Raw genomic sequence first — 25,614 nt, forward strand, 5'->3', positions numbered from 1 at the left:
GCCGCTACGGCTGAGGCTGCGGCTGTCGCTCGTCGAGCAGACGGAGCCGTTTCCCTGTCCGGGGGTTGACGGCGAGCCAGGAGGCCGGAACCAGATCGGCCTCGGCCGGCGCGGAAGGTACGGCCGCCGAGCCACTCGGGGTACAGCGGCGGCTCCGCAGCCGGTCCGCGCCCTCGGCGGGATGGAGTACGTGCGCCAGGCGGTACGTCTCACCGGTGGCGCTGTCCTCGGACAGTCGGACCGTGTGGTCACCGACGAAGTGTGTGGTCACGACGTACGACTCCGGCACGGACCGCGCGCTCGGCCGGCCGTCGCGCCCGTCGAACACGAGGGGCGGACGGCCGGTGCCGTGCGGACGGTTCAGGACCAGTTCGCCGCCCTCGTAGAAGAGCGACGCGAACAGCTCCGTGTGCCGCCGGTCCAGGGCGGAGGCGTACGTGTCGACGGGCCGGCGCAGGTTCGGCCGGTCCCGTACGTCCTGCCCGCCGTCGACCGGGTCGGGTAAGTCGCCGTCGATCGGATCGGGGGAGGGGGTGGGGGCGTGTGGTTCGCCCAGGTCGTTCACATGGGTCACGTGTTCCGCCAGGAAGGTGTGGGAGTTGTCGTTTTCCGTGGCCGCGGGTAAGCGTCCACCGTGGCGCGGAGGTCAGCCGCCCGGGGTCTTCGCGGGCACGGGCAGGGGGATGCCGAGGCTGTGGATGATCCGTTCGCCGATCGGCTGGAGGAGTGCGTACAGCCGGTGTGCGCGCCGCGCGCCGAGGGCGTTCCAGGGGGCCGAGGCGAAGCGGTCGGTGAGGGCCTCCACGGCGTCCCGGGCCGCGCGGCCCCCGGGGGTGAGGTCCCCGGCGGGGTCCAGCAGTCCGCGGTCGCGGAGTCGCCGTTCGCCCTCGGCCCACTCCTCGTCGGTCCATCCGCGGCGCGCCTGGATGCTCTCGCGGACCTCGCCGCCCGCCGCGGTGATCGTCACCAGCGCCTCGACGCCGTCGAACCCGGCGTGCGTCAGGGCGGCGACGTGCCCGTCGCCCCGGTACTCGCGCAGGGTCGTCGACGCCTGCCACAGCGCGAGGTGGGGCGCCTCCGGGAGGGCGAGGACGGCGTTCGCGGCGCCGAGCGGACGGCCGGGGGCGCCGCACGCGGCAGCGGCGGCCGCCGCGAGCGACGCGGCCTCGGCGAGTTCCGGACCGTCGACCGCGTCGCCCAGCAGCGCGCGCAGCGCGGCGTCCACACCGGCCAGCCGAGCGGCCAGTACGTCGTCGGGGAGCGCGGTCTCCCACACGGAGGTGACCGCTCGGGCGACCAGGCTCGGCTTGAAGTGATGGAAGAGCGCGGTGACCAAGGCCGCCGGAGCCGGGCCCAGCGGAGCGGCACGCCCGCCGAAGTAGCCGCGCCAGGTGCCCTTCAGCCCGATTTTCAGGAACGCGTCCTGAACCTGGGGCGCGTAGTAGAGCACCGCGTGGTAGGGCTCGATGACGTCGTGCAGGGCCCGCGCCGTGGTCCGGGGTGTCACCGTCGGCGCGCTCACCGAGAGGCCCCTTCCATGAGCGGGCCCCGTGTCTCGTGCGGTGCGTCCTCCTCGGCCTGCGCCGTGGAGAAGTGCAGCAGGCCCGACAGTCCCCGTTTGTCGATCTCGTCGGCGACCATGAGCCGTTGGACCTCGGAGGTGCCCATCCAGATCCGGTCGACGCGGGTGTCGCGGTAGAGGCGCTCCACCGGGTTGTCACGCATGTAGCCGCGTCCGCCGAAGATCTGCACCGCCCGGTCGACGACCCGCCCGGCGGCCTCGGTCGCCGACACCTTGGCCATGGCCACCTGCGCGTTGAGCGTCCTGGGGTCGCCGCCCCGGTCGATCTCCCACGCGACCCGGTACACCAGCATGCGGTTCACGGCGATGTCGATGGCGGAGTCCGCCAGCATGGCCTGGATCAACTGGTGCCTGATGATGGGCTGTCCGCCCTGCACCCGCTCGCGCGCCCAGTCCGACGCCAGCCGCAGCGCTCGCTCGGCGGCACCCACGGCGCGCGCCGCGACCAGGACCCGCTCCTCGAAGAAGGTGGCCTGCACGAGGTCGAGCCCGAAGCCCACCTCGCCGAGGACGGCGTCGTGGCCCACTTTCACATGGTCGAAGGCGAAGTGCGGGTGCTCGTAGGCGAAGTTGTGGGTGTAGCGCGGTGTGTCGACCAGCCGTACGCCCGGTGCGTCCTTGTCGACGAGGAACATGGTGGGAGCCCCGTCGGGGCGGACGATCGCCAGAACGATCAGGTAGTCCGCCACGTCCCCCATGGTGACGAACCACTTCTCACCGGTGATGCGGTACCCGTCGAGGGTGCGCTCCGCGACGGTGGCGATGTGCCGGGGGTCGGAGCCGGCATCCGGCTCGGTGATGGCCCTGGCCCCGAAGCGCTCGCCCCGGTTCTCCGGAAGGAGATACCGCTCGCGCTGCTCCGGGGTACAGGCGAGCAGGGCGGCGGCGGTCGGCCGCCACACGGCGGCCCACAGGCCGTTGGTGAGCGTTCCCAGCTCCTCTTCCACGGTCACCTGCTCGACCCAGCTCAGCCCTGCGCCTCCCCAGGCGACCGGCGCGTTCATCGCCTGCAGACCACTGTCCAGCACGGTTCGCCGGAGGGCGGCTCTGCTCTCCGGGCCCAGACCGTTGTCGGCCTCGCATTCGTCTTCGTAGACCGCGATCTTCCGGGCGAGTTCGACAGCGCTTTCTCTGAGTTCCGCGAGACGTGGAGAGTAAGAGAAGTCCATGGGGCGCCTCTCTGCGCGCGCAAGCTCGGACCTGCTGGGGGGGGTACACAACGGCCCGGTGTCCGGCGGGCCTTGAGTCGGTGGAGGGAGAGGAGGGGGGAGAGGGAGAAGAAGAGGGCGCGCACCCGGTCCGGCCGGAGCCGGGAGCGGCTTGTGGCACCACCATGAGGTAGACCGGGCCCGCCCAGCTACCCCCGTCTGAGGGTAAAGCGCAGGTAACGGATCTCTGCATACCGGGTCAAAACAGAGTCGTCGGTGACTCGGGCCGTCGCGGGATCCGATCGCTCCACTGTGCGTGCACGTGTCACCTCCTGTGGAACTGACGCACCATCAACTATGTTTCAGCTGTGTGCTCTTGACGCGGTCGAGCAGCTTGCAGAACTGTTCTCCTGACGACGGGGGCGTCGGCCGTGGCAGCGCCGGACGAGGCCCGGCTGCCCTGACCGGGCAGCCGATCCCGCGCTCCTCGACCGCAGCGACGCGCCCCACTGTCGGTCAGGTTAGGAGTCGACCCGGTCGTGTTACCCGCGGAAGACAGCGAAGAGGCCGCCGCCGCCCGCGCCGCGGTGCTGGCGCTGCGCAGGGAGAGTGGGATGCCCGTCGCCGGGGCGGCCTGGGTCGTCGGCCCGGGGCAGCTGCGGATCGGCGAGACGAGCGGGGTGAGGTCACGGGACCGCCGGGGGCTGTCCGTGCCGGCGGGGGCCGGGCTGATCGGCAAGGTGCTCACGACCAGCCGGCCGGCCGCGGTGAGCGACTACCGGTCGGCCCAGCGGATCAGCCACGAGTACGACTCCTTCGTCGCGGCCGAGGGGGTACGGGCGATGGCGGCGGCACCCGTGATCGTGGGAACCGCCGTCCGGGCCGTTCTCTTCGTGGGATCGCGTGAGGCGGTACGTCTCGGCGACCGGGTGCGGACGGCGCTGACGCAGGCGGCGCGCGACCTGGAGCAGTTCCTCGCGGCTCATGAACAGGTCCACCGGCTGCTGTCGGAGGCCCGAGCCGTACGCGACAGCACCGCGCCCCGTGACGGCGCCGCCCTGGAACGCGTCCACGAGGCCCACACCGACCTGCTGGACTTCACCGCGACGCTCGATGACGGACACCTCAAGGAGCGTTTCCACGAGGTGTGCAGTCTGCTGGAACAGGGCTGCTGCGCCGAGGGGGCCGAGGAACCGTCACCGGAGACGTCGGCGCGATTGTCGCCACGCGAACTCGACGTCCTCACCGCGGTCGCCGGGGGCTGCACCAACCTCGACATCTCCGACCGGCTCGACATCGGCCTGGAGACCGTGAAGGGTTACCTGCGCTCGGTCATGCGCAAACTCGGCACCACCACCCGCTTCGAAGCGGTCACCGCGGCGCGGCGCGCGGGACTTCTGTCATGATCCGGGCCCATCTTCACCGCGTTGGCCGGGCGATGCGGCCTACCGCGCCGGACCGTGCCCATGCCGCCTCTGCCGAGAACTTCGTGGAGCAGATACCGCCCGGCGATCAGCCGTTCCGAGCCGCGCTGTGAACGCGTCGCCGTCCGGTCGGCGCCGCCTCCGGGTGTCACGCGCTCGCTGACGTTTCCTTCCCGGAGGGCTGATGCCCGCCGGTGTCGTCGCTCGTTCGAACGGGGGTGAGCACAGCGGAGCGCGACGTGAGTACTTGCCGTCAACTGCGTGGCGTTGAAGGGCCTTTGGGCGACCCGGAAACCCACCCGGACCTGCTGTCGGCCGAGTGGGGGCCTGGTGACGGCTTCCTTCCGGGTTCGGCCGCGCCGAGGCGCCGGACCCGGAAGGAGTCATCGCGGCCGTCGTGTCGCCGCTACTTCTTCCACGCCCAGTGCAGGCGGTCGAGCCCGCTCTGGTTGTTGACCTTCAGGCTGAGGCGGGTGCCCGTGCCCTGGAGGGTGGTGAGGGAGTAGGTGTCACCGTTGCGCAGGCCGGGCCAGTAGACCGAGCCGAGGCGCAACTCCCGGATGACGTCGGTCGCGGCCTGGATGTAGGCGACCTCGTTGGAGCCGTTGACCGGGCCGTTGTAGTCCAGGCCGGTCGTCATGGAAGCGCCGAACTCGTCGAGGATCGTGCGCGAGGCACAGGTGCCGATGCGCTCCTTGAAGTCCGCCTTCCACTGGTCGACGCTGGTCCAGTCGGTGTGCCAGAAGCCGTAGTTGTGCAGGGCGATCCGGGTGCCGTCGAGCCGGCTGTCGGCGCACACCGGCTTGACGTCCTCGCTGTACTTGAACCCGCCGATGAGGACCCGGTCGCGGGGGATGGAGCGGTGCTTGGTCAGCCAGCGGGCGGCCACGTCGCGCCACTCCTGGGAGGTGTAGCCGAACGGCTCGTTCATCGGCTCGAAGTACACCTTGGAGTTGTGGCCGTAGGCGGAGGTGATCCGCCCCCACATCCGGTCCCAGGAGGCCTGGTCGTCGATCTTGCCGTCCTTGGCGTTGTCGGCCTCCCAGTAGCCCAGGATGACCTTGAAGCCCTTGGCGGTGGCGGCGTCGATCGCGGCCCGGTACGACTTCCAGAAGGGGCCGTTCACGGACGTGGGGTTGACCGGGAGCCGGACCGTGTTGGCGCCGAGCTTGGAGAACCCGCCGATGATCGCCCGGGACTTGGCGTAGGTCGTGGCGTAACTGTCGGTGGTCGACAGGCCCGAGGGTACGACCGCGTCGTCGGCGTAGTTGTCGCGGGGGTCGGCCCAGTTGACGCCGCGGAAGTCGCTGACGGGCGGCGGCGAGGAATGGCGGGAGGCGGCGGCTGCGGGGGAGGCGGACGCGGGGGAGGCGATGACTCCGCCGAATGCCGTGACGCCGGCCAGCGACGCTGCGAGGCAGGCTGTCCCGCGATGGTTCTTTAGTGGCACCAGATCCCTTTCAGGGCAGTTGCGTCCGCGAAACCCCGAGGTGCGGGTAGGCGGCTCTGTAACTCCCGCAAAGTAGAAGAGGTCTCGAACAGAGGTCAACACATCTGCACACCAAATTTCATCAAGAAAGCAGAACTACGAGCCACCCACGGCCAGTTCCGACCCGGAGAGGCGCACCCGGATGCCGTCCTCCTCCACGCGGACGTCCCGCAACCGCATGGTCCCGCGCTCCGGCTCCGGCAGCTCGAAGGACAGGGACAGCCGGTCGGCGAGGACCGGGCGGGTGAGCCGGGACAGGGCGTCGAGGAGGTCGGGGTCGAGGCCCAGGGCGCGCAGCACGGCGGGGTTGTCCAGGGCCAGGTCGATGAGGTTGAGGTCCTGGGCCCGGCCGGCGAAGCGCGGTGTGCCCGTCAGTTCGGCGAGCTTGCCGTCGTCACCCAGGGCCTCGCGCGCGGTCGCGTCGGACACCCCCAGCCGTCGTACGATCGCCGGGACCGACAGCAGCGCCTTCGCCCTACGGGTCTCCCGGGCGAGGTCGGCGGACGCCTTCGGCGTCAGGTGCAGGCCGTCCGAGGCGCGCGTGCCGGGGCGGTAGGTCGCCAGGTCCCCGATGTCCAGGCGCATGCCGCCGATCTGTGTGGCGATGCCCCGCTCGCCCTGCCGCCGGATCGTGGCCTCGGCGCGCAGCCGCAGGTCGCGCCCGGCGACCGGCAGGGTGCCGCGCGCCCGGACCCGGTTTCGGCCATCACCGGTGAACGTCACCTGGGACGCGCCGAGTTCGCGGTTGAGGTCGGCGAAGGACAGCAGCACGTCGCCGTCGAGCCGGGGGACGCGGGCGCCGCGCACGGAGGTGAGGCCGTCGGCGTCCAGTCGTACGTCGTGGGCCGTGGCCGACACCTTCGCCAGCGACACCCGGTCGGCCGCCACGTCCGGCACGGTCACCCGCACCGAGTCCAGCCGCTTACCCGCGAGTTGGGTGAGGAAGGGGAAACCGCCGATCTCCACCTCGGGTGCCGCGGCCAGATTCAGCCGTTCCTCCAAGGCGTCCGCGGCCCGGTGTTCGGCGTAAAGCAGCGCCCAGCGGTCGGCGAGGGCCACGAAGGAGGCGAGGACGACCACGCCCACCACCGCCTTCACCGCGAGGGGCAGCCCGGCGAAACGGCCACGCCGACGCCGGCCGCCGCGGCGATGGACGGGCGGGGTCCACTCCGGTTCCTGCTCGTCCCGCCGCTCGGCGGCGCCCTCGTCGAAGAAGTCCTCCAGAGAGGTCACTTCCAGTGGGGCGTCATCGAGGGTGCCGAGTTCGTCGTACGGGTTGGGGGGCGCGTCGGAGCGGTCGTGGGCAGGCTGATGCGGATCTGTGCGGTGGGGGGAGCGCATCGTCTCATCCGAACATGCGCCCTACCCCTGCCCGCAACCTGAACCCCGGGTATGCGATGTAGTTCACGATCGCGATCCGCTGGTGGACCGGGCCCGCCACAGGTCGCGGAGCAAAGCGATTTCGGCCATGTGGTGGATGAATTCGAGGTTGGCCCCCGCCAGGACGCCGATGAACGGGTCGTCCGGGGCGGAGCCGTACGGGTACTGCGAGAAGCCGACCGTGTCGAGTTGCTCGTCGGTGACGCCGGCGACGCTGTCGCGCCATCGGTCGATCAGTGGCCAGAACCGGTCGAGCGCCGAGGTGGCGGACGGGGTGAAGTCGACCGCCAGCTTCGGATCCTGCCGCCGTTCGCCGAAGGTCCACTCCCAGCTGCCCGCGAACTGGACGTGCAGGTGTGCCAGTCGCCACGCGATGGTCGTGACCGGCGTCCGGTCGGGCTCCGGTGCGCCGGCGTGGGCGAGGACCTGCTGGACCCGCTCGACGCTCACACTCCAGTCCTCGGCGATCCTGGCGACGGTCATACCATCGGCGGCCTGCCGGGCGACCTCGGCGTACTCGCTCGCCGGGATGTCCGGAGCACCCAGGTCGAGCACCCACTCGCCCGGCCCGAACGCCCTGGGCGTCGTCGCCCGGTCCCGGTGCCGGACCGACCAGCAACCCGGCACCGGCTCCCACAGGTACTCCTCGTCGCCGAGCCCCGTCAGCCGCACCTGAGCCATCTCCCTGGCCTGGTCGAACTGGTCAAGCAGTAAGCCCAATCGGCCGGTCCCCGCGCCCTCGGTGTCCATTCTCCGGCTCCTTCGTCGTCGCGTCGCGTGCCTCACCGCGCTCAGGCCGGGAAGCTAATGGCTGACCTCCCGGGACGCGACCGAATTACCCGCCCGTGAAACGGCCCGGCTCCTCCAGCGCCACGGCACTCCTTCAGGTCTTCCGGACCCTCTCGACTGTCACCGGTTGTGCCCGCTCCCGTACAGTCCGTGCTGTGCGTGTTGCGCGTGCTCAACGGTTCATGGCCGACTCGGCCGTCGATCAGGGGGAAGACACATGGACACCGAAGCCGGTCCCGGCTCTCTTCCGAACGCTCCCGAGACGGGGCGACCGGTCCCCGAGGCAGAGCCGGGGCTGGTGGAGCGGTGGCGTTCGGGGGGAGGCGAGTTGGTCGCGCTGCTGACCCAGGTACGCGAACGGCTCGGCGGTGTCGCGGCGTTCCGCCTCGGCCCGGCGCCCACGGTCCTCGTCACGAACCCGACAGCGGTGCAGCACGTGCTCGCCCGCCGGCCGGAGCGGTACGTCAAGCGTTCGCACCGCGCCCGTCTGCTGATCGGCGACGGTCTCCTGGCCGCCACCGGCACGGCGTGGAAGGGGCAACGCCGCTTGCTGCAGTCCCAGTTCACCGGCACCGGGATGCGCCGCTACGAAGAGCGGATCACCGCCGCCGCCCGGACCACCGCGGAACGTTGGGGTGTCTACGCCCGTACCGGGCAGACCTTCGACGTGGGCCAGGAGATGCGCCGCTTCGCCCTGGACACCATCTGGCGCTCCCTCACCGGCCACCCCCTCGACGACGCGACCCAGCGCGAACTGGCAGCGGTGGAAACCGTGGGCGCCGCCCTTCCGACCCTGCCCGCCGACGCCGAGGAGGCCCGGGACGCCGTCGCCGCCGATATGGCCCGGATCGACGCGGTCGCCCGGCACGCCATCGAGGCCGCCCGCGGCGGGGCGGCAGGCCCCCACGGCCCGGGCCTGCTGCACGTCCTGACCGACGCCGCCACCGAGCGCCCCGAGTACACCGACCGGCTGATCCGTGACGAGTTCGTCACCCTGCTCGCAGCCGGACACGAGACCACCGCGACCACCCTGACCTGGCTCTACCTGCTCCTCGACCGGCACCCCGCCGCCCGCGAACAGGCACTCGCCGCCGGTGCCGAGGGCTCGGCCGGGCGAAGGCAGGCCATCCAGGCCCTGGTCCACGAGACGCTCCGGTTCTACCCGTCCGCCTGGCTCCTGCCCCGCCACGCCACCGAGGACGACACCCTCGCCGGCTACACCATCGAGGCGGGCACCGACCTCCTGGTCTGTCCGTACCTCACCCACCGCGATCCCGAGCTGTGGCCGGACCCGGAGCGCTTCGACCCGCGGCGCTTCACCACCCCGGCCGGCCGGCCCACCCACCCGGGCGCCTATTTCCCCTTCGGTATCGGCCCCCGTGCCTGCCTGGGCCTGCAGTTCGCGCTCCGCGAGTCGACCGTCCTGCTCGAACACCTGCTGCCGGCCCACACCCCGGCCTTCCGCTCCGCCCCCACGAAGGCGGTGCACGGCATCACCGTCCGCCCCGACGGCCCCACTCCCGCGACCTTGGCACCGTCACTCCGTTGAAGGCGGCGGCGGGGCGTGACATCGGGCGTCCGTCAGGCGCCGAAGCGAACAACGGCGTAGCCTGCGGCGGCATGAGCACCGACCCGCGCGGGCCCCAGGCCCTGGCCCCGGCACTGGCCGACCGTTCGATCTCGGCGTCGTACGCGACGAAGGGCCCGGACATCCCGCCGCCCTCGACTCCCTGAGCGACTCCAACACGGATCCGCGTGACACTCGATCTCTGACGCCCGAGTCTCTGACACTCGGACTCCGACGCTCGAACCCTGTTGCTCGATGAGGAGCTGCTCGTGACCACACCTGAAGCGACGAGACCGCACCCACGCAACTCGGGCCTGCGGGTCGACCTCAACCCGGCCGCCGCCGTCGCGTACAACGCCCGATACCACGGCGACTCCGTCGTCATCCGCTACGCGGGCGGCGACCTCACCTACGCCGAACTCGACGACAGGGCCGCCCGTCTGGCCACCGTCCTGGCCGACGGCGGCATCGAGGACGGGGACCGGGTCGCCCACCTCGGCCTCAACAGCAGCTCCTTTCTTGTCACGCTGCTGGCCGCCCACCGGCTGGGGGCCGTCTTCGTCCCGGTCAACTTCCGCCTGGTGGCAGCCGAGTTGGAGGCCGTACTCGTCCGCAGCGGCGCCACCGCCCTCGTCTGCGAGGAGGGGCACCGGGAGAGCGCCGACGAGGTACGCGACAGGACCGCCCTCGCGCGCTTCCTCCTGGTGGACGACGACCCCGAGGTGCCGACCGGCGGCGCGGCGGGCTGGGAGCCCTGGGCGCCGCTCCTCGCCGCCGCCGTGCCCACGTCCTCCGTCGCCGCCAGGTCCGCCGACGACCCGGCGATCCTCATGTTCACCTCCGGCACCACCGGCACACCCAAGGGCGTCGTCCTCACCCACGGCAACGTCTTCTGGAACGCGGTGAACGTCGAGCTCCGACTCGACACCCGCCGCGGCGACGTCACGTACGCCGCCGCTCCGCTGTTCCACATCGGCGCCCTGAACAGCTTCGTGCTCCGCGCGTTGGTGCGCGGGGGCACGGTGGTCATCAGTCGCGGGTTCGACCCGCGCACGTGCCTCGACGACCTGGTCACCCACCGGGTCAACTCCATGTTCGGCGTCCCCCAGATGTTCGCCGCACTGGCGAGACAACCCGGCCTGTTCGACCGGGACCTGAGCCACCTGCGGTCGATCGTGGTCGCTGGCGCCCCGGTACCGCCCTCGCTGATCGAGCTGTATGCCGAGCACGGCGTCCTGCTCCAGCAGGCGTGGGGCCTGACCGAGACCGCCCCGTTCGCCACCCATCTGCCCGTCGAACGCACCCTGGACAAGCTCGGCTCCGCGGGCATCCCCATGCCGTTCACCGAGGTCAGAGTCGTCGACACGGCCACCAACACGCCCCTGGAGCCGGGGAGGTCGGGGGAGATCGTCGTCCGCGGCCCCAACGTCACCGCCGGCTACTGGAACAACCCGGAGGCCAACCGTGCGGCCTTCGACGACGAGGGCTGGTTCCACTCGGGCGACATCGGTCACCTCGACGAGGACGGCTGCCTGTACATCGTCGACCGGCTCAAGGACATGGTCATCAGCGGCGGCGAGAACGTCTACCCGGCGGAGGTCGAGCGAGCGCTGGCCCCCATGCCGGGTGTGGTCGACATCGCGGTCGTCGGCATCCCCGACGAACAGTGGGGCGAGGCCGTACAGGCCGTCATGAGCGTGGACGGTACGGCGGAGATCACCCTGGAAGCCGTCCACGCGTACGCCGAGGGGAAGCTGGCCGGCTACAAGCTGCCCCGGCGCCTGACGATCGTGCCGACGGTCCCGAGGAACGCCTCCGGCAAGCTCGACAAGGCCGGCGTCCGGCGGCTGGTCGACGAGAAGAACTGACGACCGTCGCGCGGGGGACGTTGGGGAGGCGGGTCCGTGCGCCGACCGGCCGCCGCCGGCTCGTCGATCCGGGCGAACCGACAACCGAGCCCGCTGGCTACCGAACCCGACTGGGCCACCGCCCCCACGACTGCTACCGCCACCGACCTGGACCTGGACCTGGACCTGGACCTGGACCTGGATCACCGACCGGGCAGCTGACCACCCGGCGATCGGCGTCGGGTCCACTCACAGCATGCGGCCCAACAGGTGGTCGCGGTCGATCAGTTGGTGTTTGAGCACCAGACCGACGTGCGCTGTGAGGGCCGCGTAGAGGACGGCTTGGGCCGCGATGTGAACGACGAGCAGGTCGTCGCCGGAGAGCACCAGTGCGACACCGGTGACCGGGACGGCGAATGTGGCCGCGTACAAGGTGGTCTCGGTGCGGTGTGCGAGGCGTCGCTCCGCCGCGGTGAGGGTCGGCGCCCACGGGGGCAGCGGCGTGGCCAGCCGCCGGGCGAGGCGGGCGGCACCGAGCAGGAGCACGGTGGCGCCCAGCACGACGTGCACGGTGAGCAGTGCGTCGTCACCGAAGGGCTCGTACGCGTCCTCCCCACCCCTGCCACGGCCTCGTCCTCTGCCCGAGCCCTCACCACGTCCGCGGCCACGTCCGCGGCCACGTCCGCCGTCGTCGACGTCGAGCAGGTATCCCACGGCGAACTGCACGACGATGGCCACGAACACCACCCAGTGGAGCGTCTTCGTGACGATTCCATAGCCGTGCGGACCGTTGCGCACATGGGAACACATCCCTCCAAAATGCCCCATGGCTGGGCTACTTCCAGCGTCGACACGGCGACGTGAAGGCGGGGCCCGCACGCGCGCCCGTGGAGCAAGCCGACGGGAGCCGCCCCCGTGCCGGTAGGTGGCTCCCGTCGTGCCTTTCGCCGCCGGTCAGAAGTCGTCCGGTGTCCTCATGCGGTCACGGATCCAGACGCCCGCGGGCTTGAGGGAAGACGTGCCGGTCCACGAGCCGCCGTTGGCGCATGTCCCCGGCTTGAAGACGGCGCCGGTACGACCGTCGTCGGAGAAGTTCCAGTTGACCCAGCTGATCTTCTTGGCCGCCAGCAGATCGAGATAACGCTGCGACATGGCGAAGTCGTTCGCGCCCTCACCGGCGTAGTTCTGGGTACCGAACTCGGTGACGAAGACGGGTATGCGGTCGGCCGCGCGGGCCAGGGTCTGGAGGTACTCGTCCCGGTGCGAGTACGCGTAGAAGTGGAACGTGTACATGATGTTGGCCGCGTTCACCTGGTTGTTGACCACCTCGGACTCGTTGGAGCCCTCCGACACGCCGAGGGAGGACCAGGCGCGGGTGCCGATGAGGATCGGGGTGTTCGGGTCCTTGGCCCTGATGGCGGGGATGAGCTGCTCGGCGTAGCTCTTGACGCGGGACCAGCTCACTCCGCTGGGCTCGTTCGCGATCTCGTACAGCAGGTTGTTCTTGTCGCGGTGGCGCTGGGCGATCTCGGAGAAGAACGTCCTGGCGCGGGCGAGGTTCTGGTGCGGGTCGCCAGGGTCGAGCATGTGCCAGTCGACGATGGCGTACATACCGCGGGCCGTGGCCTGCTCGATGGCGGAGTGGACGAGGTCGGTGAAGCGGCGTGGATCGGTCTCGTAGCCGCCCTCCTGGACGTACATGGAGATGCGCAGGACGTCGGCCCGCCAGTCGGTGGCGAGGGCGTTGAGCGAGCCGTTGGTGACGCACTGGCTGTACCACTGCAGTCCGTGTGTGCTCATCCCTCGGAGCTGGATCGTTTTTCCTTGCTGGTTGCAGAGCTTGGTGCCGCAGACGACGAGCTGTCCGTTGGCTGCGACCGGTGTGGCTGCCGAGGGGGCTTTGGTGGTGCTTGCGGTAGTTGCCGGCCGGTGGGCGGGGGCCGTGCGGCCGGCCTGTGCGGTTCCTGGCGTCAGGACGAGGCCGAGAAGGAGCAGCACGGCGACGAGCGGGACGTATCGTGCCGATCTCATGGGGGACTCCTGGCTGTTGGTGGAGTCGATCGACGGTCGTCGATCGATCCATGGGGGACACCAACTGGTAGGAAACTTTCCTAATAGAAAGGGAATTAGCAGTTGGTCCGGACCTTTGCAAGAGATCTGGCAAGACCGCCCGGTGTCGTGTCGCGGTGGTGACCACTCCTCCGGAAGCCGAAAACGACGTCGATCCGGCCGAGTCGGGCGACGATCGGTCCCGCTTCGTTCGCCGACGCCTGCACGCTGACTCGCGCCTGCGCCCTGGACAGACGAATGAGCGGCGGAGCGCCGCACGATGAGGCGATGTGGCGCCCACCGGCCCAGAGGCACGGTCGCCACAGTGGCGCGGTTGCTTCACGCGTCACATGCGCGCCCGACGCCCGGTGTTACGGACGAACGCGCCGCGCAGCGGCTCTACCGTGAGGCGATCGCGAGGCTCGACGGGACCAGTTTCGCGTGGAGACGGCCCGCGCACAGCTCCTGTACGGCGAATGGCCGCACCGCGTCAACCGCCGAGTCGACGCCGTGCCCGACCGCCGAGCCCAACAGGGCCAGGTCAGGCCCTGGCCCTCACCTAGTCCGCGGTGGTGTCGAGGCCGTTGACCAGGCCGCGCAGGAGGGGGCCGTACTCCGGGTGGGCGAGGGCGAAGGCCATCTGGGCGACCAGGTAGTCGGCCGGGTTGCCGGTGTCGTACCAGCGGCCCTTGATGACCTGCCCGTACACCGCGCGGGTGGCGGCGTAGGCGTTGATGGCGTCGGTCAGGTAGACCTCGCCGGTCCTGTGCTCGTACCAGCGGCGGGTCTGCTCGCGCAGTTCGTCGATGATGCCGGGGGTGACGACATAACCACCGATGGCCGCGTACGACGAGGGCGCGGCGGCGGGCTCGGGCTTCTCGACCAGGCCGGTGATGCGCAGCTGCCCGTCACCGAGGTCTTCCTTGACTATGGGAACGCCGTAGCGCTGGGATTCGGTGGGGTCCATCGGCAGGAGGGCCAGCACCGGACAGCCGGTCTGCTCGTACGCGCGGATCAGTTGCTGGGCGCGGGGTACCTCGGCCACGAAGACGTCGTCGGGCCACAGCACCAGCACCGGCTCGTCGCCGAAGGCGCGGGCGGCGTTGAGCACCGGGGTGCCGTTGCCGTACGGGCCGTACTGGTCGAGGTAGGTGATGTGGCCCCGGCGGGCCAGCTCCGCGACCTCCTCCACCGCGTCCGCGTAGGCGGTCTTGCCGTCTTCGCGCAGCTGTGCGACGAGGGCGGGGTTGGGGCGGAAGTGGTCCTGGATGAGGCTCTTGCCGCCGGAGACGACGATGGTGATGTCCGTGATGCCGGAGTCCACCAGCTCGCGCACGGTGTGCTCGATGACCGGCTTGTCACCGACCGGGAGCATCTCCTTGGGCGTCGCCTTCGTCAGGGGCAGCAGACGGGAACCGAGGCCGGCGGCGGGGATCACAGCCCTGCGAATCGTCGGGGACATCACGTCTCTCCTGGTCGAGCGGCACACCGTACCGGTTGGTACGACGCCCCGGGCGCACACGGTCGCGCGACTCCTGGAGAAAGCCTACTCAGGCACTTCTCGGCCGCCACGCGCCCGTGGCGGCAAGAAGACGCTATGAGGTGCGCGTCATCGAGGGTTCGAGGGTTCGATGTCGACGAAGACCGGGCCGCGATCCGGGCGGGGCCGGCCGTCGCCCGCGGTGTTGTGCAGCAGTGCCCCTGCCACGGCCCGCGCCTTGGCGACCGCCCGGTCGGACACCGGCCCCGCGTGCCGCCGACGCACGGTGGCGGTCCACAGCTCCAGCCAGCGATCGAAGTACCCGGCGCGCAGCGGGCTCCTGGCATGCAGGTCGCGGTGCGCGCGGAGGGCGTTGCGGCGGTAGACGCCGGGGGTGAGGAGGGCGCTCTCCCAGAAGTCGGCCATGACGGGCAGGTGGGTGGCCATGTCGACACGCGCCACCTCTGTGAACAGCCGACCGATGAGGGGATCGTCGAGGACCTCGTCGTAGAACGCCTTCACCAGTCGCTCCACGTCCTGGCGGTCGCGGATGTCGGCGAGTTGCTCCGGCGCGGCGGGCGACTGCCGCCGGTCGTCGTGGGTCATGCGGATCCTCCGGGGACGCATACGGCCATGACCGTGCCGGTCCGCACGGAGCCCGGGTGGGCCGACACGTTGGCGGTGTTCACGAGTGCACTCCTCAGAAACCGGTAGCGACGGACGGTGCCGTCAGATCCGTCCGTTGCCTACTTGGTGAGCCAGAGATCGGGGCCGAAGACCTCGTAGTGGATGGCGGAGGGGTGCAGTCCCTTGGCCAGCAGTTCGCCCCGCACCAGGCGCATGAAGGGCAACGGTCCGCAGAGGTAGGCGGTGGTGTCGGGGGTGGGGGTGAGGTGGTCGAGTGTGGCGCGGCCGGCGAAGACGTTGGCGCCGGGGGAGCGGTGAGCGTCGTTCTCGTACCACAGGTGTAGATCGGCGCTGGTCAGACGGCTGACGAGGTCCGCCTGTTCGTCACGGTGGACGTGGTCGTGGGGGGTGCGGTCGGCATGGACGACGGTGACGGGACGCGAGGAGGAGGTGAGGGCGAGATGGTCGAGCATCGAGAGCATGGGGGTGATGCCGATGCCCGCCGAGGCGAGGAAGAGGGGGGTGTCGGCCTCGGGCATGACGAGGTCACCGGCGGGCAGCGAGACATCCAGGATGTCGCCCACCTCGGCGTGGGCGTGCAGCCAGGACGAGACCTCCCCGTCGGGGACGGCATCGTCGGCGGCCGTCTCGCGTTTGACGGTGATGCGCCAGGTCTTGTGATCGGGCGCGGTGGACAGGCTGTACTGGCGGATCTGGTGCGCGCCGTCGGGCAGTTCCACGCGGACACTGACGTACTGTCCGGGCCGGAAGGGAACGGTGGCCCGACCGTCGGTCCGGCGCAGCACCAGGGAGACGGCGTCGGCGGCCTCCTGGTGCCGCTCGGCGATCTCCATGCGCCGCCACACATCGCCGTTCTGGACGCCGGCTTCGGCGTACAGCCTGGCCTCGATGGCGATGAGGGCGTTGGCCATCAGCCAGTAGACCTCGTCCCAGGCGGCGCCGACCTCGGGCGTGACGGCATCACCGAGGACCTCGGCGACCGCACCGAGCAAGTGGCGTCCGACCAGCGGGTACTTGTCTGCCGTGATGCCGAGGGAGACGTGTTTGTGGGCGATGCGCGCGAGGACGGCGTCCGGGCGTTCCTCGGGCCGCTCGACCAGCAGAGTGGCGAAGGCCGCCACCGAGCCGGCCAACGCCTCACGCTGGGCGCCGGTGGCCTGGTTGGTCCGGTTGAACAGATGCCGCAACAGCTCCGGACGTTCCTCGAACAGTCGCCGGTAGAACAGCTCCGTGATGGTGGTCAGTGAGGCTCCCACCACAGGAAGGGTCGCCCGTACGACGGGGGCCGACTGCGCAGAAAGCATCAGACACACACTCCTGGGTCGATGTTCGGTGTTCGATTTAATGAGCATTTAGAATGCATATTTTTGGTCGCGATTTTTTTGTTTGGCGGTCGCGACCCAACAGGGTGACACGGCGGGGAGGCAGGGGTTCCGCGTGTCGGCGGCGGTCGGGCGGTCAGCCCGGGGGAGCACCCAGCGCCAGCAGTACCGGTCCGGTCGGGGACGTCACGAGATCGGCCACGGTCACCCCGTTCAGCGACGAGTAGAACGCCTCCTGTGCTTCCCGAAGCGCCCGCCGCAGCCGACAGGCGCCGGAGAGGGGGCAGGGGGTGTCACCCTCGCACGTCACGGCTTCCCGGTCCCCCTCCAGTGTCCTGACCAGGCCCCCCACCGGGGTGCTCCGGCCGGCGTCGGTGAGCGTCAGCCCGCCGTTGCGCCCACGCCGCGCCTCGATCACCCCCAGGTGCTGCAACTGCGCGACGGCCTTCGCCATGTGTGCATAGGGGACGCGCATGGAGTCGGCGATCTGCCTCGTGGTCAGCAACTCCTCGCCGTCCACGACGGCCAGGCGCATCACTGCCCGAAGTGCGAGATCCGTGTATCTGGTCAGCCTCACGGTGGCAGCCTAGCAATGTTGCATCGCAGATGCGTATTTAGGGGAGCGGTGTGCGTCCACCTGAGGCGAACAACGGGCTTCTCCTCCAACTGAGGCGAACTGTGGGCCTGTCCGCTGTCTGACTATCCGACTATCTGAGGCGCCCGGCCAGGCGTTTCACTTGCCGGGCGGCCTCGTGGGCTGCCTGTTCGGCCCGGGACGCGGCGTCGGCAGCTGCCTTCAGCTGCTTCTCCGCTTCCTGCTTGTCCTGGTCCGCCCGCTGAAGGTCCTCGCGCGCCTGCCGTAGCTGCCGCTCGGCGGCGGACACGTCTCTTCCGGCCCGGTCGTGCCGGTCGCGCGCCCGCTCCAGCAGCGTGTCGGAGTCCGCTTGCGCGGCGCGCAGATCGCGCAGTTGCCGGTCGGCGGCCTGTGCCGCCTCGCGGGCCCGATCGAGCTGCTCCTGCTTCTGGCGGCGCCGCTCGGCGACCTCGTCCTTGGCGCCGGACCGCGCCGGAGTCGGTGTTGCCGCTGGTCGGGCCGGCTCGCGGGGTGTGCCGGCCGTCGCGGTCGTACCGCTGGGAAAGTCCGCCGGAGGGGTGAGGGCGCTCTCCAGACGGCCGGTGGCCCACCGGTCGGCTGAGTCCTGGTCGGCGAGGACGGCACGCAGGGTGGACTCGACGTCCTGCTGCACCGTGTCCGACAGCCGGTGTCCGGCCTCGGCGGCGAGCTCGGCAGCCTGCCGCGACATCGCGTGGACGATGCTCCGCCGCTGCTCGGACAGCTTTTTGATCCCATCGGCGTCCAGGGTTTCGTAGGCCTCCCGCAGCGCACGCCCCAGCTCCAGGAACCGCCGGCTTTCCGCAGGCCGGGAACGCAGCAACAGGTTCACCGTCCAGGCGGCGAGGGAGGGACGGCGGGCGGCGTGGATCCGGCGGGCGTCCTCCACGCGTCCGTCCGCCTTGGCCCCGGCGGTCAGCTCCTCGCGGCGGGAGACGAATTCCGGTGGCGGCGTGGCGTAGAGCTCGTCGAGAGCCTTCTCCACGTCGTGGCCTCCGTCGTCCCGCGCACCCTTACGCCGCATGATCATCAGATTCGCTCGGGCCGGGCCGCCGCGCACCTCGGGAGTCGGCGACGGTGGTCCCGTACGGCACTGGCGTGGCGACCAGGATGTGCACCCCGGACTCGCCTCCGCCTCGAACTCGCGTGCGGCGGCCGCGAAGGTGGCTCGTGGTGCGTCGAACCGTCAGGTCGCATTGACCGGCAAGTTGATCGGCGAGTTGATCGGCGAGTTGACCGGCGATACGTCGGGGAGTTTCTGGCGCAGCCGTCGGGCCTCCTCGAAGAGACGGTTCGTGTGGTCCGCCAGCACGCCGCCCAGGAGTAGCTCCGGGGTGTAGAAGGACTGTGCCGCGACGGCCACCTCCCGTGCGGACAGGGCGATCTGGGTGATGTCGGTGCGGCGGATCTCGTCGATCGAGCTGGCCCAGACGACGCGCCGCAGATTGGCCCAGGCCATCGCACTCATGCACATCGAACAGGGCTCACCCGTGGTGTAGAGCGTCGTGTCGGCCCAGCCCTGGTTGCCGTGCCGACGCACGTAGTCGTTCATGGCGACCACTTCGCCGTGCAGCAGCGGACTGTCCGCCCCGGTGTTGACCCCGCTCCCCAGGGCCTGGCCGGTACGGGTGTCGACGATCACCGCACCGAACGGCCACTCGCGGTTCCTCCGGGCCTGCTCGATGGCCAGCCGCATGAACCGCTCATGACCGGTACGGACATCAGTGCTGGTGGCGCTCCGCGGGACTGTCGCAGTGTTCGCACCGGCGTCGGGACCCGGCCGGGCGTGACCCTCCTGGAGGACGTGCCGAGGGAGGGCGAGCGGCGCCGCAGCTCCCGTCACCACGGCACCCCACCTCCCGAGGAACTGCCGCCTGCCTGCATCCATACGCTTCTCCTCGCCTGGCGCCGCCGGTCCCGCAGAGTATCCGAATCATTACGAATCGTCCCTAATGCGAGCTTGGCTCATGCGCGCCGACCGGTGGTACTCGTGGGTGCTCGTGCGACCCAGACGCTCCGGGTCGTGGCGCAGCCGACGAGGCAGCGCCGTCCGCGGCGACGAGGCGGTGTGGCGGTGTGGCGGTGGCGACGATGCAGGGCGGCGCCGGATGTGGAGCGGTGGGAGCGCAGTGCGGCTCTAGCCGTCTGTGGACGCGGTGCTGTCGGGGTGGGCGCCAGGGCCGAGCAGGCCCGTGGGGTGCAGGAGATGCTCGGTTTCGAGGTGCGGGAGCGTGCGGCGGGTCGCGCGGAGGACGAGGGGCGGGATCGCGGCTCGGGTGATCTGGGCCAGGCGCAGCCAGCGGGGGACGTACACGGCGGTCTGCCGGTGTTCCACGGCGAGTGCCAGGCGGGCGGCGACGGTTTCGGTGGGGTGGACGCGCCGGACGGGGGGAGGCATGTGGCCGCGCAGCTCCCGCATGGCCGCGTAGTGGTCGGCGTCGCGGATCAGCTCGGTGTCGGTCCAGCCTAGGTAGGCGATGCCCACAGCCACACCGTGATGGGCCGTCTCGGCGCGCAGGGTGTGGGTGAAGGCTTCGACGCCGGACTTGGAGGCGCAGTACGCGCTCATCATGGGGGCGGCGCCGATCGAGGCGAGCGAGGCGATCTGCAGGTGGTAGCCCGCGGTCCGGATCAGGTCCGGCAGGAACGCTCGGGCGGTCTGGGCACTGCCGATCAGGTTGACGTCGATCACCCGGCGCCAGGTGTCCGGGTCCGACAGGGCGAAGGGGCCGCCTTCGGCGATTCCCGCGTTCGCGACGACGGCCGACGGCGGACCCAGACGCGTGCGGATGGCTTCGGCCGCGTCGTTGAGGGCAGTGCCGTCGGTGACATCGGCTCGGATGGCCAGCGCCGTGCCGGGGAGGGCGGCGGCGGTCGCCACCAGTGCCGCTTCGTCATGGTCGAGGAGGGCCAGTCGTGCGCCTCGCCCGGCGAGCGCGTTCGCCAGCGCCGCTCCGATGCCGCGTGCCGCTCCGGTCACCACGATGGTGCGGTCCTTGAGGGGGCTGTCGTCCACGGCTGGTCCCCTTCTTTCTGTTTCTGCCCGTCCGTTTCTGGTGCCTCTTCTGTGCCTCTTCCGTTCCTCCAGCAGGGGTGGGGTGGGGTGGGGTGGGGTGGGTGCTGTGCGTCGATGGCGCGACACTGCTGCCGTACGGGCGGGCGCGTCAGCGCGGGCGGCCCGTTCTTCGTCCGGTGCGGTCCCGGTGGGCGAGGACGCGTTGGGCGAGGGTGAGGCCGGGCAGCCGATGTCGGCGCAGCGCCGCGCGGGCGGCGTTGGCGCCGGGAGCTCCGTGGACCCCGCCGCCCGGGTGGGCGGAGGCGGAGGCGAGGTAGAGACCGTCCACGGGGGTCTCGGGGCGGCCGGTGCCGGGGGTCGGGCGGAAGAAGAGCTGCTGGTGCAGTGCCGCGGTGCCGCCGTTGATGGCACCGCCGTGCAGGTTGCGGTCGAGTGACTGGAGGGTGGGCGGGGCCAGCACGCGCCGGGCGTGGATCCGGGAGCGGAAACCGGGCGCGAACCGCTCGACCTGACGTTCGATCCGGTCGGCCATCACCTCCTGCTCCGTGCTGTTCCAGGCGCCTGTCAGGCCCTCGTCGCCCGCGTCGGACTTGATGACGTGCGGCACATGGGTGTACGCCCACGCGGCTTCGGTGCCTTGGGGTGAGCGGGAGGGGTCCGCGGTCGTCATCTGGCCGAACAGGGCGAAGGGACGGTCTGGTACCTCGCCCATGGCGATCTGGGCGGCGCCGCGGGTGAGTTCGTCCACTCCGTCGGCGAGGTGGACGGTGCCGGCCCGCGCCGCCGCCTCGGCCTGCCACGGCACGGGCCCGTCGCAGGCCCAGTCGACCTTGAACGTGGCGAAGTCCCACTGGAAGCGCTTCAGGTCGGCCATCAGCTGGGCCGGCAGGTGCTCCGCGTCGACGAGTCCGTCGTAGAGGGCCGGCGCGGACACGTCCGCCAGTACGGCGCGGCGCGCGGCCACCGTCTCGCCGTCGGCGGTGAGGACCCCGGCGGCCCGGCCGTCGCGCACCAGGATGCGGCGGACCCGCTGCCCGCAGCGGAGGCTTCCGCCGCGCGCCCGCAGCCGGCTGACGAGGGCGGCTGTCAGGGCACCCGCGCCACCGGCCGGCACGGGGAAGCCGTACGTCTGTCCGAGCATGGACAGCAGCCAGCCGTAGCCGCCGCTGCCCGCGGCCTCCGGCGCGAGGTCGGCGTGCAGCGCGTTCCCGGCCAGCAGCAGTTTGCCGCCTTCTCCCTGGAACTCCTCGTCGCCCATGCGGCGCACCGGTGTGACCAGGGTGCGGGCCATCCGCAGGCCGCCTGCCGCCTTCAGCCGGACGGCGAGGCGGGCGGTGGCGCGCAGCGGCGGGAAAGGGGTGAACAGCGCGTCCACGATGTCCGGGCCGAGGCGTTCCCATGTCGCGTGCAGGCGTTTCCAGGCGTCCCCGTCACCCTGGTGGAAGGCGTCGAGGGACTCGGCGGTGGCGTCGGCCTCGCGGGAGAGGACCGCGCACCTGCCGTCGCCGAGAGGGTGGGCCAGTACGAGTGGCGCGTGACTCCAGCGCAGACCGTGCTCTTCGAGACCGAGACGGGCCAGCACCGGTGACGCGGCGGCGAGGGGATAGAACGAGCTGAAGAGGTCGCTGACGAATTCGGGATCGACCTCCCTGTCGTGACGCACCGCGCCGCCCGGCTGGGGCTGTTCCTCGATGACCTCCACGCTCCATCCGGCGTCGGCGAGCAGGTTGGCGGCCACCAGCCCGTTGGGGCCGGCTCCGATCACCACCGCGTCAGGCATGGCCGCCGGTGCCGTGGGCCGCCGCCCTGCGCCGCCCGTGGAGACTCGGAGGCTGTTCGGCTTCGGTCTGGGCCTCGGTCCCAGCCTCGGTCTGGGCCTCGCAGAGCCGCGCGAGCCGGGCGAGCATCGCGCGATGCCGCAGCTGGAGCAGCGCCTCCATACCCACGTTGTGGAGCGCTCCGCCCACTCCCTGCAGCGGGTGTTCGTCCGCGATCACCAGGCAGTACGGTCCCCAGGGGCGGAGCTCGATGGAGATCCGAGCCGTTCCCAGCACGCCGGCCCGCGCCTCCAGTCCCAGCTCGGATCCCTCTTCGCAGTACCGGACGACTGTCTCGTTGCTCAGCCGCAGGGGACCCACGCGGATCTCGTACTCGATCGCCGAGTCCACCTGTGGCCACCGCCCCCGCACCGGCTCGGAGGCCGACGTTCCCACCACCCACTCCGCATACCGGGTGCCGTCCGCGAGGACAGCCCACACAGCCTGCGGACTCACCTTGATCAGACGATGCCGTACCGCCATGCCACACCTCCAGCCCGTCTCGCCAGGTCGACTGCCGAGTGCCCGGCCCGATGAGATCCACACCGGATCGTGCGGCTGCCCGGGAGAGGCGTCGCGTGGGGGCCGGTCAGCCGTGGGGCGGGCCGGTCGGCGGGCGCGTATGCCGGCTGCGGTGGTCCAGGAGGGTCGGGCCTCGTTGTTGCCCGAACGGATGCCGAGGTCTGCCCCTGCGGACCTCCTCGAACGGGCCGACGCCGGTGTAGCAAGGAAGGTCAAACAGTTGGGCATGGGAGAGGGCTGTCAGTGCGGACACGCGGTAGCGACAAGGCAGGCGACGAGAGGAAGGCCGACCGGGCCTCCGCCGTCACGGCGGCGGGATCGCCCGCGCGGCAGCAACCCGATCTGTCGTCGCCACAGGGACTGCTCGCACTGCAGGGCACCACGGGCAACGCCGCGGTCGTCCAGCTGCTCCGTCGAGCCGGCCATTCCTGGGCCCGGGAGGAGCACCGGCACGGCGCCGACTGCGGTCACCAGAGCCCCGCGGAGCCCACCGTGCAGCGCTCGGCCGTCCACGACGTCCTGCGCGCCCCCGGCCAGCCCCTGGACAGCGCCACCCGTACGGACATGGAGGCGCGGCTCGGCGCCGACTTCTCGGATGTCCGCATTCACGACGACAGCGTGGCGAGGGCTTCCGCCGCCGAGGTCGGCGCCCGTGCCTACACCTCCGGCAGTCACGTGGTCATCGGCGACGGTGGTGCGGACAAGCACACTCTCGCCCACGAGCTCACCCATGTCATCCAGCAGCGTCAGGGGCCGGTGGCGGGCACCGACAACGGCGGCGGACTGAAGGTCTCCGACCCGTCCGACCGGTTCGAACAGGCCGCGGAAGCCAACGCGCACAGGGTGATGTCGGGCCCGGCCCGGCCCGCGGCGCAGCGGGCGGCCGACGCTCGTCGGACGGCGGCGGACTCTCAGGGCGTTCACTCCGGAGCGGTCGTTCAGCGGGCACCCGGTGACGACCCGCAGGAAATGCTCCATGAGAAACACTGGAAAGACAGGATGACGGACGCGGGATTCCCGCTCCTTCCGCCCAAGGCGCCGAAGAAGAAGGGCAAGGCGTCCGCAGCTCCGAAGCGGAAACTGGAAGACGTTCTGCACACTGTCGGACCGGGGCTCCTGGCTCAACTGGCGGAGAAGAGCGGAAAAGGCCCGCAGCGTCTGAAGCTCTACAGGTCGATGCTCACGAGCGAGGCCGCCGCCATCGAGGAATGGAAGGGAAAGGCCGCCGATACGGAGGCGTGGATGCAGCGGGAGAGCAGCGACGGCAGCGGGATCGCGAAGCGGTACCGTGAGGCGGTGGACGGAGGCCGCGGCCCGATCGGAGCCATGCCCGTGAAGAATCACCTGGGTGACGAGGGGCAGGCCGCCGAATACTTCAACGATGAAGACACCCAGGTCTTGATGGAGTTCACACTCAAAGAAGGCGCGGAGGAGCTCCTGTTCCATCCGGAATACATGGCGATATCCGGCGACAAGGGAACTCCCTATCACATCAGGAAAACCCGCGAGGCTGAGACCGGCAGCGCATTCCCGCAAGCCGCAGCCGGTGAAGGTACGCTTCCGGGCTACATCGGTCTGAAGCCTGAGAAGAAGGAGCCGTTCAGCCTTTCCATCGGCGACACCGACATCACGCGCCTTCTCTTTCAGCTGTTCGTGGAGGACGTGCGAGTCGTGAAGGGCGGAAAGAACCTGTAGCCACTGCCCGGGAACAGCCGGGGTGATGGTTCCCTCACGGATCTTTTGCGCGGAGGGAGTGGACCCGCCACCCCGCGGGAGCCGATCGTAGTGGCATGAACGATCACCCCATGGCACCTGTCGCCCCTGCCGGTTCGCCGCCGCCGTCCCCGCCCACGGGTTCGCGCGGGACGCCGAGTGACGTGCCCGTGGGCGAGGAAGCCAGAGAGATCCGCCGGTTCTGGGAGTCGCTCGGTCTCCCCGGGCTGGTCGACGTCCACACGCACTTCATGCCCGAACGCGTCCTGCGGAAGGTGTGGGAGTACTTCGACGCGCTGGGACCGCTGACCGGTGGGATGGAGTGGCCGATCACGTACCGGAAGGAGGAGGCGGAACGGGCGGCCCTGCTCCGGGCGTTCGGCGTGCGGGCGTTCACCGCGATGCTCTACCCGCACAAGCCGGGCATGGCCCGGTGGCTGAACGGCTGGGCGGCCGACTTCGCCCGCCGCACTCCCGACTGCCTGCACACCGCCACCCTCTACCCCGAGCCGGACGTCGAAGGGTACGTCCGGGAGGCCGTCGAGGCGGGCGCGCGCGTCTTCAAGGCGCATGTGCAGGTGGGGGCGTACGACCCGGCCGACGAACTCCTGCAGCGGGCATGGGGGGTGCTGGCCGAGGCCGGTATCCCTGTGGTGATCCACTGCGGCTCCGGGCCCGCGCCCGGCAAGCACACCGGCCCCGAGCCGATCGCGCGGGTGCTGGCGCGACATCCCCGACTGCGGCTGGTCGTCGCGCACATGGGGATGCCCGAGTACGAGGAGTTCTTCGGCCTCGCCGAGCGGTACGGGGAAGTGCGGCTGGACACCACGATGGCGTTCACCGACTTCAGCGAGGGGTTCATGCCGTTCCCCAGCCGGGCCCTGCCCCGGCTGGCGGCGCTCGGTGACCGTGTTCTCCTCGGCTCCGACTTCCCCAGCATCCCCTACCCGTACGTGCACCAACTCCACGCCCTGGAGCGACTGGGCCTGGGAGAGGAATGGCTGCGGGCGGTGTGCCACGACAACGCGGCAGAGCTGTTCAGGTTGTGAGAGCCCGTTCGTGACCTCCTGACCGAGCGTCACCGGCGCGATCCGCTCTCTTGTCGCGCCGGAAGAGCACGGGAACATGTTCCCCGCACCGGCGGGCCGTACCCGAAACCGATCCGCGGTCCTACGCGGGGCCCTCCCCTCCGTGGTGTGTGTCCCTGG

The 25,614-nt window shown here is 70.7% G+C and carries 23 protein-coding genes; 6 read left to right on the plus strand and 17 right to left on the minus strand.

Features of this window, described 5'->3' with window-relative positions:
- Positions 1-4 precede the first annotated feature (4 nt).
- The 3 genes from OG622_RS47740 to OG622_RS47750 all read right to left on the minus strand — a co-directional run bounded on the left by OG622_RS47740 (position 5) and on the right by OG622_RS47750 (position 2,751).
- A complete protein-coding gene (locus OG622_RS47740; protein ID WP_371583510.1) occupies positions 5-574 on the minus strand; it encodes a nuclear transport factor 2 family protein in 570 nt (189 codons plus the stop codon).
- A 72-nt stretch (positions 575-646) separates the two neighbouring features.
- Complete coding sequence (locus OG622_RS47745) at positions 647-1,522, minus strand: hypothetical protein (protein ID WP_371583512.1); 876 nt, start codon at positions 1,520-1,522, stop codon at positions 647-649.
- Positions 1,519-2,751 carry an acyl-CoA dehydrogenase family protein gene (locus tag OG622_RS47750; protein WP_371583514.1) on the minus strand — a complete coding sequence of 411 codons (1,233 nt, stop codon included), beginning with the start codon at positions 2,749-2,751 and terminating at the stop codon, positions 1,519-1,521. Before OG622_RS47750 ends, OG622_RS47745 begins: the two co-directional genes overlap by 4 nt.
- 518 nt (positions 2,752-3,269) lie before the next feature.
- Here OG622_RS47750 and OG622_RS47755 point away from each other — a divergent pair.
- Complete coding sequence (locus OG622_RS47755) at positions 3,270-4,136, plus strand: LuxR C-terminal-related transcriptional regulator (RefSeq protein ID WP_371583516.1); 867 nt, start codon at positions 3,270-3,272, stop codon at positions 4,134-4,136.
- Between the two features lie 424 nt (positions 4,137-4,560).
- Here the strand turns inward: OG622_RS47755 and OG622_RS47760 are convergent, their stop codons facing one another.
- The 3 genes from OG622_RS47760 to OG622_RS47770 form a co-directional block, all read right to left on the minus strand.
- Positions 4,561-5,604 (minus strand): glycoside hydrolase family 5 protein, encoded by a 1,044-nt coding sequence (locus OG622_RS47760; protein ID WP_371583518.1) that lies wholly within the window; start codon positions 5,602-5,604, stop codon positions 4,561-4,563.
- 135 nt (positions 5,605-5,739) lie between these two features.
- Entirely contained in the window at positions 5,740-6,984 is a 1,245-nt protein-coding gene (locus tag OG622_RS47765) for a DUF2993 domain-containing protein (RefSeq protein ID WP_371583519.1), read from the minus strand.
- Positions 6,985-7,047: 63 nt separating this feature from the next.
- Complete coding sequence (locus OG622_RS47770) at positions 7,048-7,773, minus strand: DinB family protein (RefSeq protein ID WP_371583521.1); 726 nt, start codon at positions 7,771-7,773, stop codon at positions 7,048-7,050.
- Positions 7,774-8,029: 256 nt separating this feature from the next.
- On the opposite strand from OG622_RS47770, the gene OG622_RS47775 reads away from it, so the two are divergent.
- From OG622_RS47775 to OG622_RS47785, 3 genes are all read left to right on the plus strand, one after another.
- On the plus strand, positions 8,030-9,361 hold the full coding sequence (locus tag OG622_RS47775) for a cytochrome P450 (RefSeq protein WP_371583523.1): 1,332 nt from the start codon (positions 8,030-8,032) through the stop codon (positions 9,359-9,361).
- Between the two features lie 287 nt (positions 9,362-9,648).
- Complete coding sequence (locus tag OG622_RS47780; protein ID WP_371583525.1) at positions 9,649-11,247, plus strand: long-chain fatty acid--CoA ligase; 1,599 nt, start codon at positions 9,649-9,651, stop codon at positions 11,245-11,247.
- 36 nt (positions 11,248-11,283) lie between these two features.
- A complete protein-coding gene (locus OG622_RS47785; protein ID WP_371583527.1) occupies positions 11,284-11,448 on the plus strand; it encodes a hypothetical protein in 165 nt (54 codons plus the stop codon).
- Between the two features lie 27 nt (positions 11,449-11,475).
- On the opposite strand, the gene OG622_RS47790 is transcribed toward OG622_RS47785, so the two are convergent.
- The 11 genes from OG622_RS47790 to OG622_RS47840 all read right to left on the minus strand — a co-directional run bounded on the left by OG622_RS47790 (position 11,476) and on the right by OG622_RS47840 (position 22,654).
- Positions 11,476-12,024, minus strand: coding sequence for a cytochrome b (locus OG622_RS47790; protein WP_371583529.1), 549 nt, complete (start codon positions 12,022-12,024; stop codon positions 11,476-11,478).
- Between the two features lie 156 nt (positions 12,025-12,180).
- Positions 12,181-13,257, minus strand: coding sequence for a glycoside hydrolase family 5 protein (locus OG622_RS47795; RefSeq protein ID WP_371583531.1), 1,077 nt, complete (start codon positions 13,255-13,257; stop codon positions 12,181-12,183).
- A 577-nt stretch (positions 13,258-13,834) separates the two neighbouring features.
- Positions 13,835-14,737 carry a UTP--glucose-1-phosphate uridylyltransferase gene (locus OG622_RS47800; RefSeq protein WP_371583533.1) on the minus strand — a complete coding sequence of 301 codons (903 nt, stop codon included), beginning with the start codon at positions 14,735-14,737 and terminating at the stop codon, positions 13,835-13,837.
- A 147-nt stretch (positions 14,738-14,884) separates the two neighbouring features.
- Positions 14,885-15,361 carry a group III truncated hemoglobin gene (locus OG622_RS47805; RefSeq protein ID WP_371583535.1) on the minus strand — a complete coding sequence of 159 codons (477 nt, stop codon included), beginning with the start codon at positions 15,359-15,361 and terminating at the stop codon, positions 14,885-14,887.
- Between the two features lie 140 nt (positions 15,362-15,501).
- Complete coding sequence (locus OG622_RS47810) at positions 15,502-16,707, minus strand: globin domain-containing protein (RefSeq protein WP_371583537.1); 1,206 nt, start codon at positions 16,705-16,707, stop codon at positions 15,502-15,504.
- 154 nt (positions 16,708-16,861) lie between these two features.
- Positions 16,862-17,302 carry an Rrf2 family transcriptional regulator gene (locus OG622_RS47815; protein WP_371583538.1) on the minus strand — a complete coding sequence of 147 codons (441 nt, stop codon included), beginning with the start codon at positions 17,300-17,302 and terminating at the stop codon, positions 16,862-16,864.
- A gap of 130 nt (positions 17,303-17,432) precedes the next feature.
- Complete coding sequence (locus OG622_RS47820) at positions 17,433-18,362, minus strand: hypothetical protein (RefSeq protein WP_371583540.1); 930 nt, start codon at positions 18,360-18,362, stop codon at positions 17,433-17,435.
- A gap of 162 nt (positions 18,363-18,524) precedes the next feature.
- The gene (locus tag OG622_RS47825) at positions 18,525-19,226 is read right to left on the minus strand and encodes a nucleoside deaminase (protein ID WP_371583542.1); all 702 of its coding nucleotides are present in this window, start codon (positions 19,224-19,226) and stop codon (positions 18,525-18,527) included.
- 249 nt (positions 19,227-19,475) lie between these two features.
- Positions 19,476-20,354, minus strand: a complete 879-nt coding sequence (locus OG622_RS47830; RefSeq protein WP_371583543.1) for an SDR family oxidoreductase — start codon at positions 20,352-20,354, stop codon at positions 19,476-19,478.
- Positions 20,355-20,502: 148 nt separating this feature from the next.
- A complete protein-coding gene (locus tag OG622_RS47835; RefSeq protein WP_371583545.1) occupies positions 20,503-22,134 on the minus strand; it encodes a phytoene desaturase family protein in 1,632 nt (543 codons plus the stop codon).
- Positions 22,127-22,654 carry an SRPBCC family protein gene (locus OG622_RS47840; protein ID WP_371583547.1) on the minus strand — a complete coding sequence of 176 codons (528 nt, stop codon included), beginning with the start codon at positions 22,652-22,654 and terminating at the stop codon, positions 22,127-22,129. Before OG622_RS47840 ends, OG622_RS47835 begins: the two co-directional genes overlap by 8 nt.
- A 282-nt stretch (positions 22,655-22,936) precedes the next feature.
- Between OG622_RS47840 and OG622_RS47845 the strand changes: the two genes are divergently transcribed.
- Together OG622_RS47845 and OG622_RS47850 are read left to right on the plus strand one after the other, a co-directional pair.
- Complete coding sequence (locus OG622_RS47845; RefSeq protein ID WP_371584444.1) at positions 22,937-24,388, plus strand: DUF4157 domain-containing protein; 1,452 nt, start codon at positions 22,937-22,939, stop codon at positions 24,386-24,388.
- A 95-nt stretch (positions 24,389-24,483) separates the two neighbouring features.
- Positions 24,484-25,455 carry an amidohydrolase family protein gene (locus OG622_RS47850; RefSeq protein ID WP_371583549.1) on the plus strand — a complete coding sequence of 324 codons (972 nt, stop codon included), beginning with the start codon at positions 24,484-24,486 and terminating at the stop codon, positions 25,453-25,455.
- The last annotated feature ends 159 nt before the right edge of the window (positions 25,456-25,614 follow it).

This window comes from Streptomyces sp. NBC_01314, assembly GCF_041435215.1.
GTDB lineage: Bacteria > Actinomycetota > Actinomycetes > Streptomycetales > Streptomycetaceae > Streptomyces.

What these genes read in the sequence shown, in the direction of transcription:
- OG622_RS47750 (WP_371583514.1), bottom strand. Translation starts at nt 2,751, where the DNA reads ATGGACTTCTCTTACTCTCCACGTCTCGCGGAACTCAGAGAAAGCGCT.
- OG622_RS47765 (WP_371583519.1), bottom strand. Translation starts at nt 6,984, where the DNA reads ATGCGCTCCCCCCACCGCACAGATCCGCATCAGCCTGCCCACGACCGC.
- OG622_RS47770 (WP_371583521.1), bottom strand. Translation starts at nt 7,773, where the DNA reads ATGGACACCGAGGGCGCGGGGACCGGCCGATTGGGCTTACTGCTTGAC.
- OG622_RS47775 (WP_371583523.1), top strand. Translation starts at nt 8,030, where the DNA reads ATGGACACCGAAGCCGGTCCCGGCTCTCTTCCGAACGCTCCCGAGACG.
- OG622_RS47795 (WP_371583531.1), bottom strand. Translation starts at nt 13,257, where the DNA reads ATGAGATCGGCACGATACGTCCCGCTCGTCGCCGTGCTGCTCCTTCTC.
- OG622_RS47800 (WP_371583533.1), bottom strand. Translation starts at nt 14,737, where the DNA reads ATGTCCCCGACGATTCGCAGGGCTGTGATCCCCGCCGCCGGCCTCGGT.
- OG622_RS47805 (WP_371583535.1), bottom strand. Translation starts at nt 15,361, where the DNA reads ATGACCCACGACGACCGGCGGCAGTCGCCCGCCGCGCCGGAGCAACTC.
- OG622_RS47810 (WP_371583537.1), bottom strand. Translation starts at nt 16,707, where the DNA reads ATGCTTTCTGCGCAGTCGGCCCCCGTCGTACGGGCGACCCTTCCTGTG.
- OG622_RS47820 (WP_371583540.1), bottom strand. Translation starts at nt 18,362, where the DNA reads ATGCGGCGTAAGGGTGCGCGGGACGACGGAGGCCACGACGTGGAGAAG.
- OG622_RS47825 (WP_371583542.1), bottom strand. Translation starts at nt 19,226, where the DNA reads ATGGATGCAGGCAGGCGGCAGTTCCTCGGGAGGTGGGGTGCCGTGGTG.
- OG622_RS47835 (WP_371583545.1), bottom strand. Translation starts at nt 22,134, where the DNA reads ATGCCTGACGCGGTGGTGATCGGAGCCGGCCCCAACGGGCTGGTGGCC.
- OG622_RS47840 (WP_371583547.1), bottom strand. Translation starts at nt 22,654, where the DNA reads ATGGCGGTACGGCATCGTCTGATCAAGGTGAGTCCGCAGGCTGTGTGG.
- OG622_RS47850 (WP_371583549.1), top strand. Translation starts at nt 24,484, where the DNA reads ATGAACGATCACCCCATGGCACCTGTCGCCCCTGCCGGTTCGCCGCCG.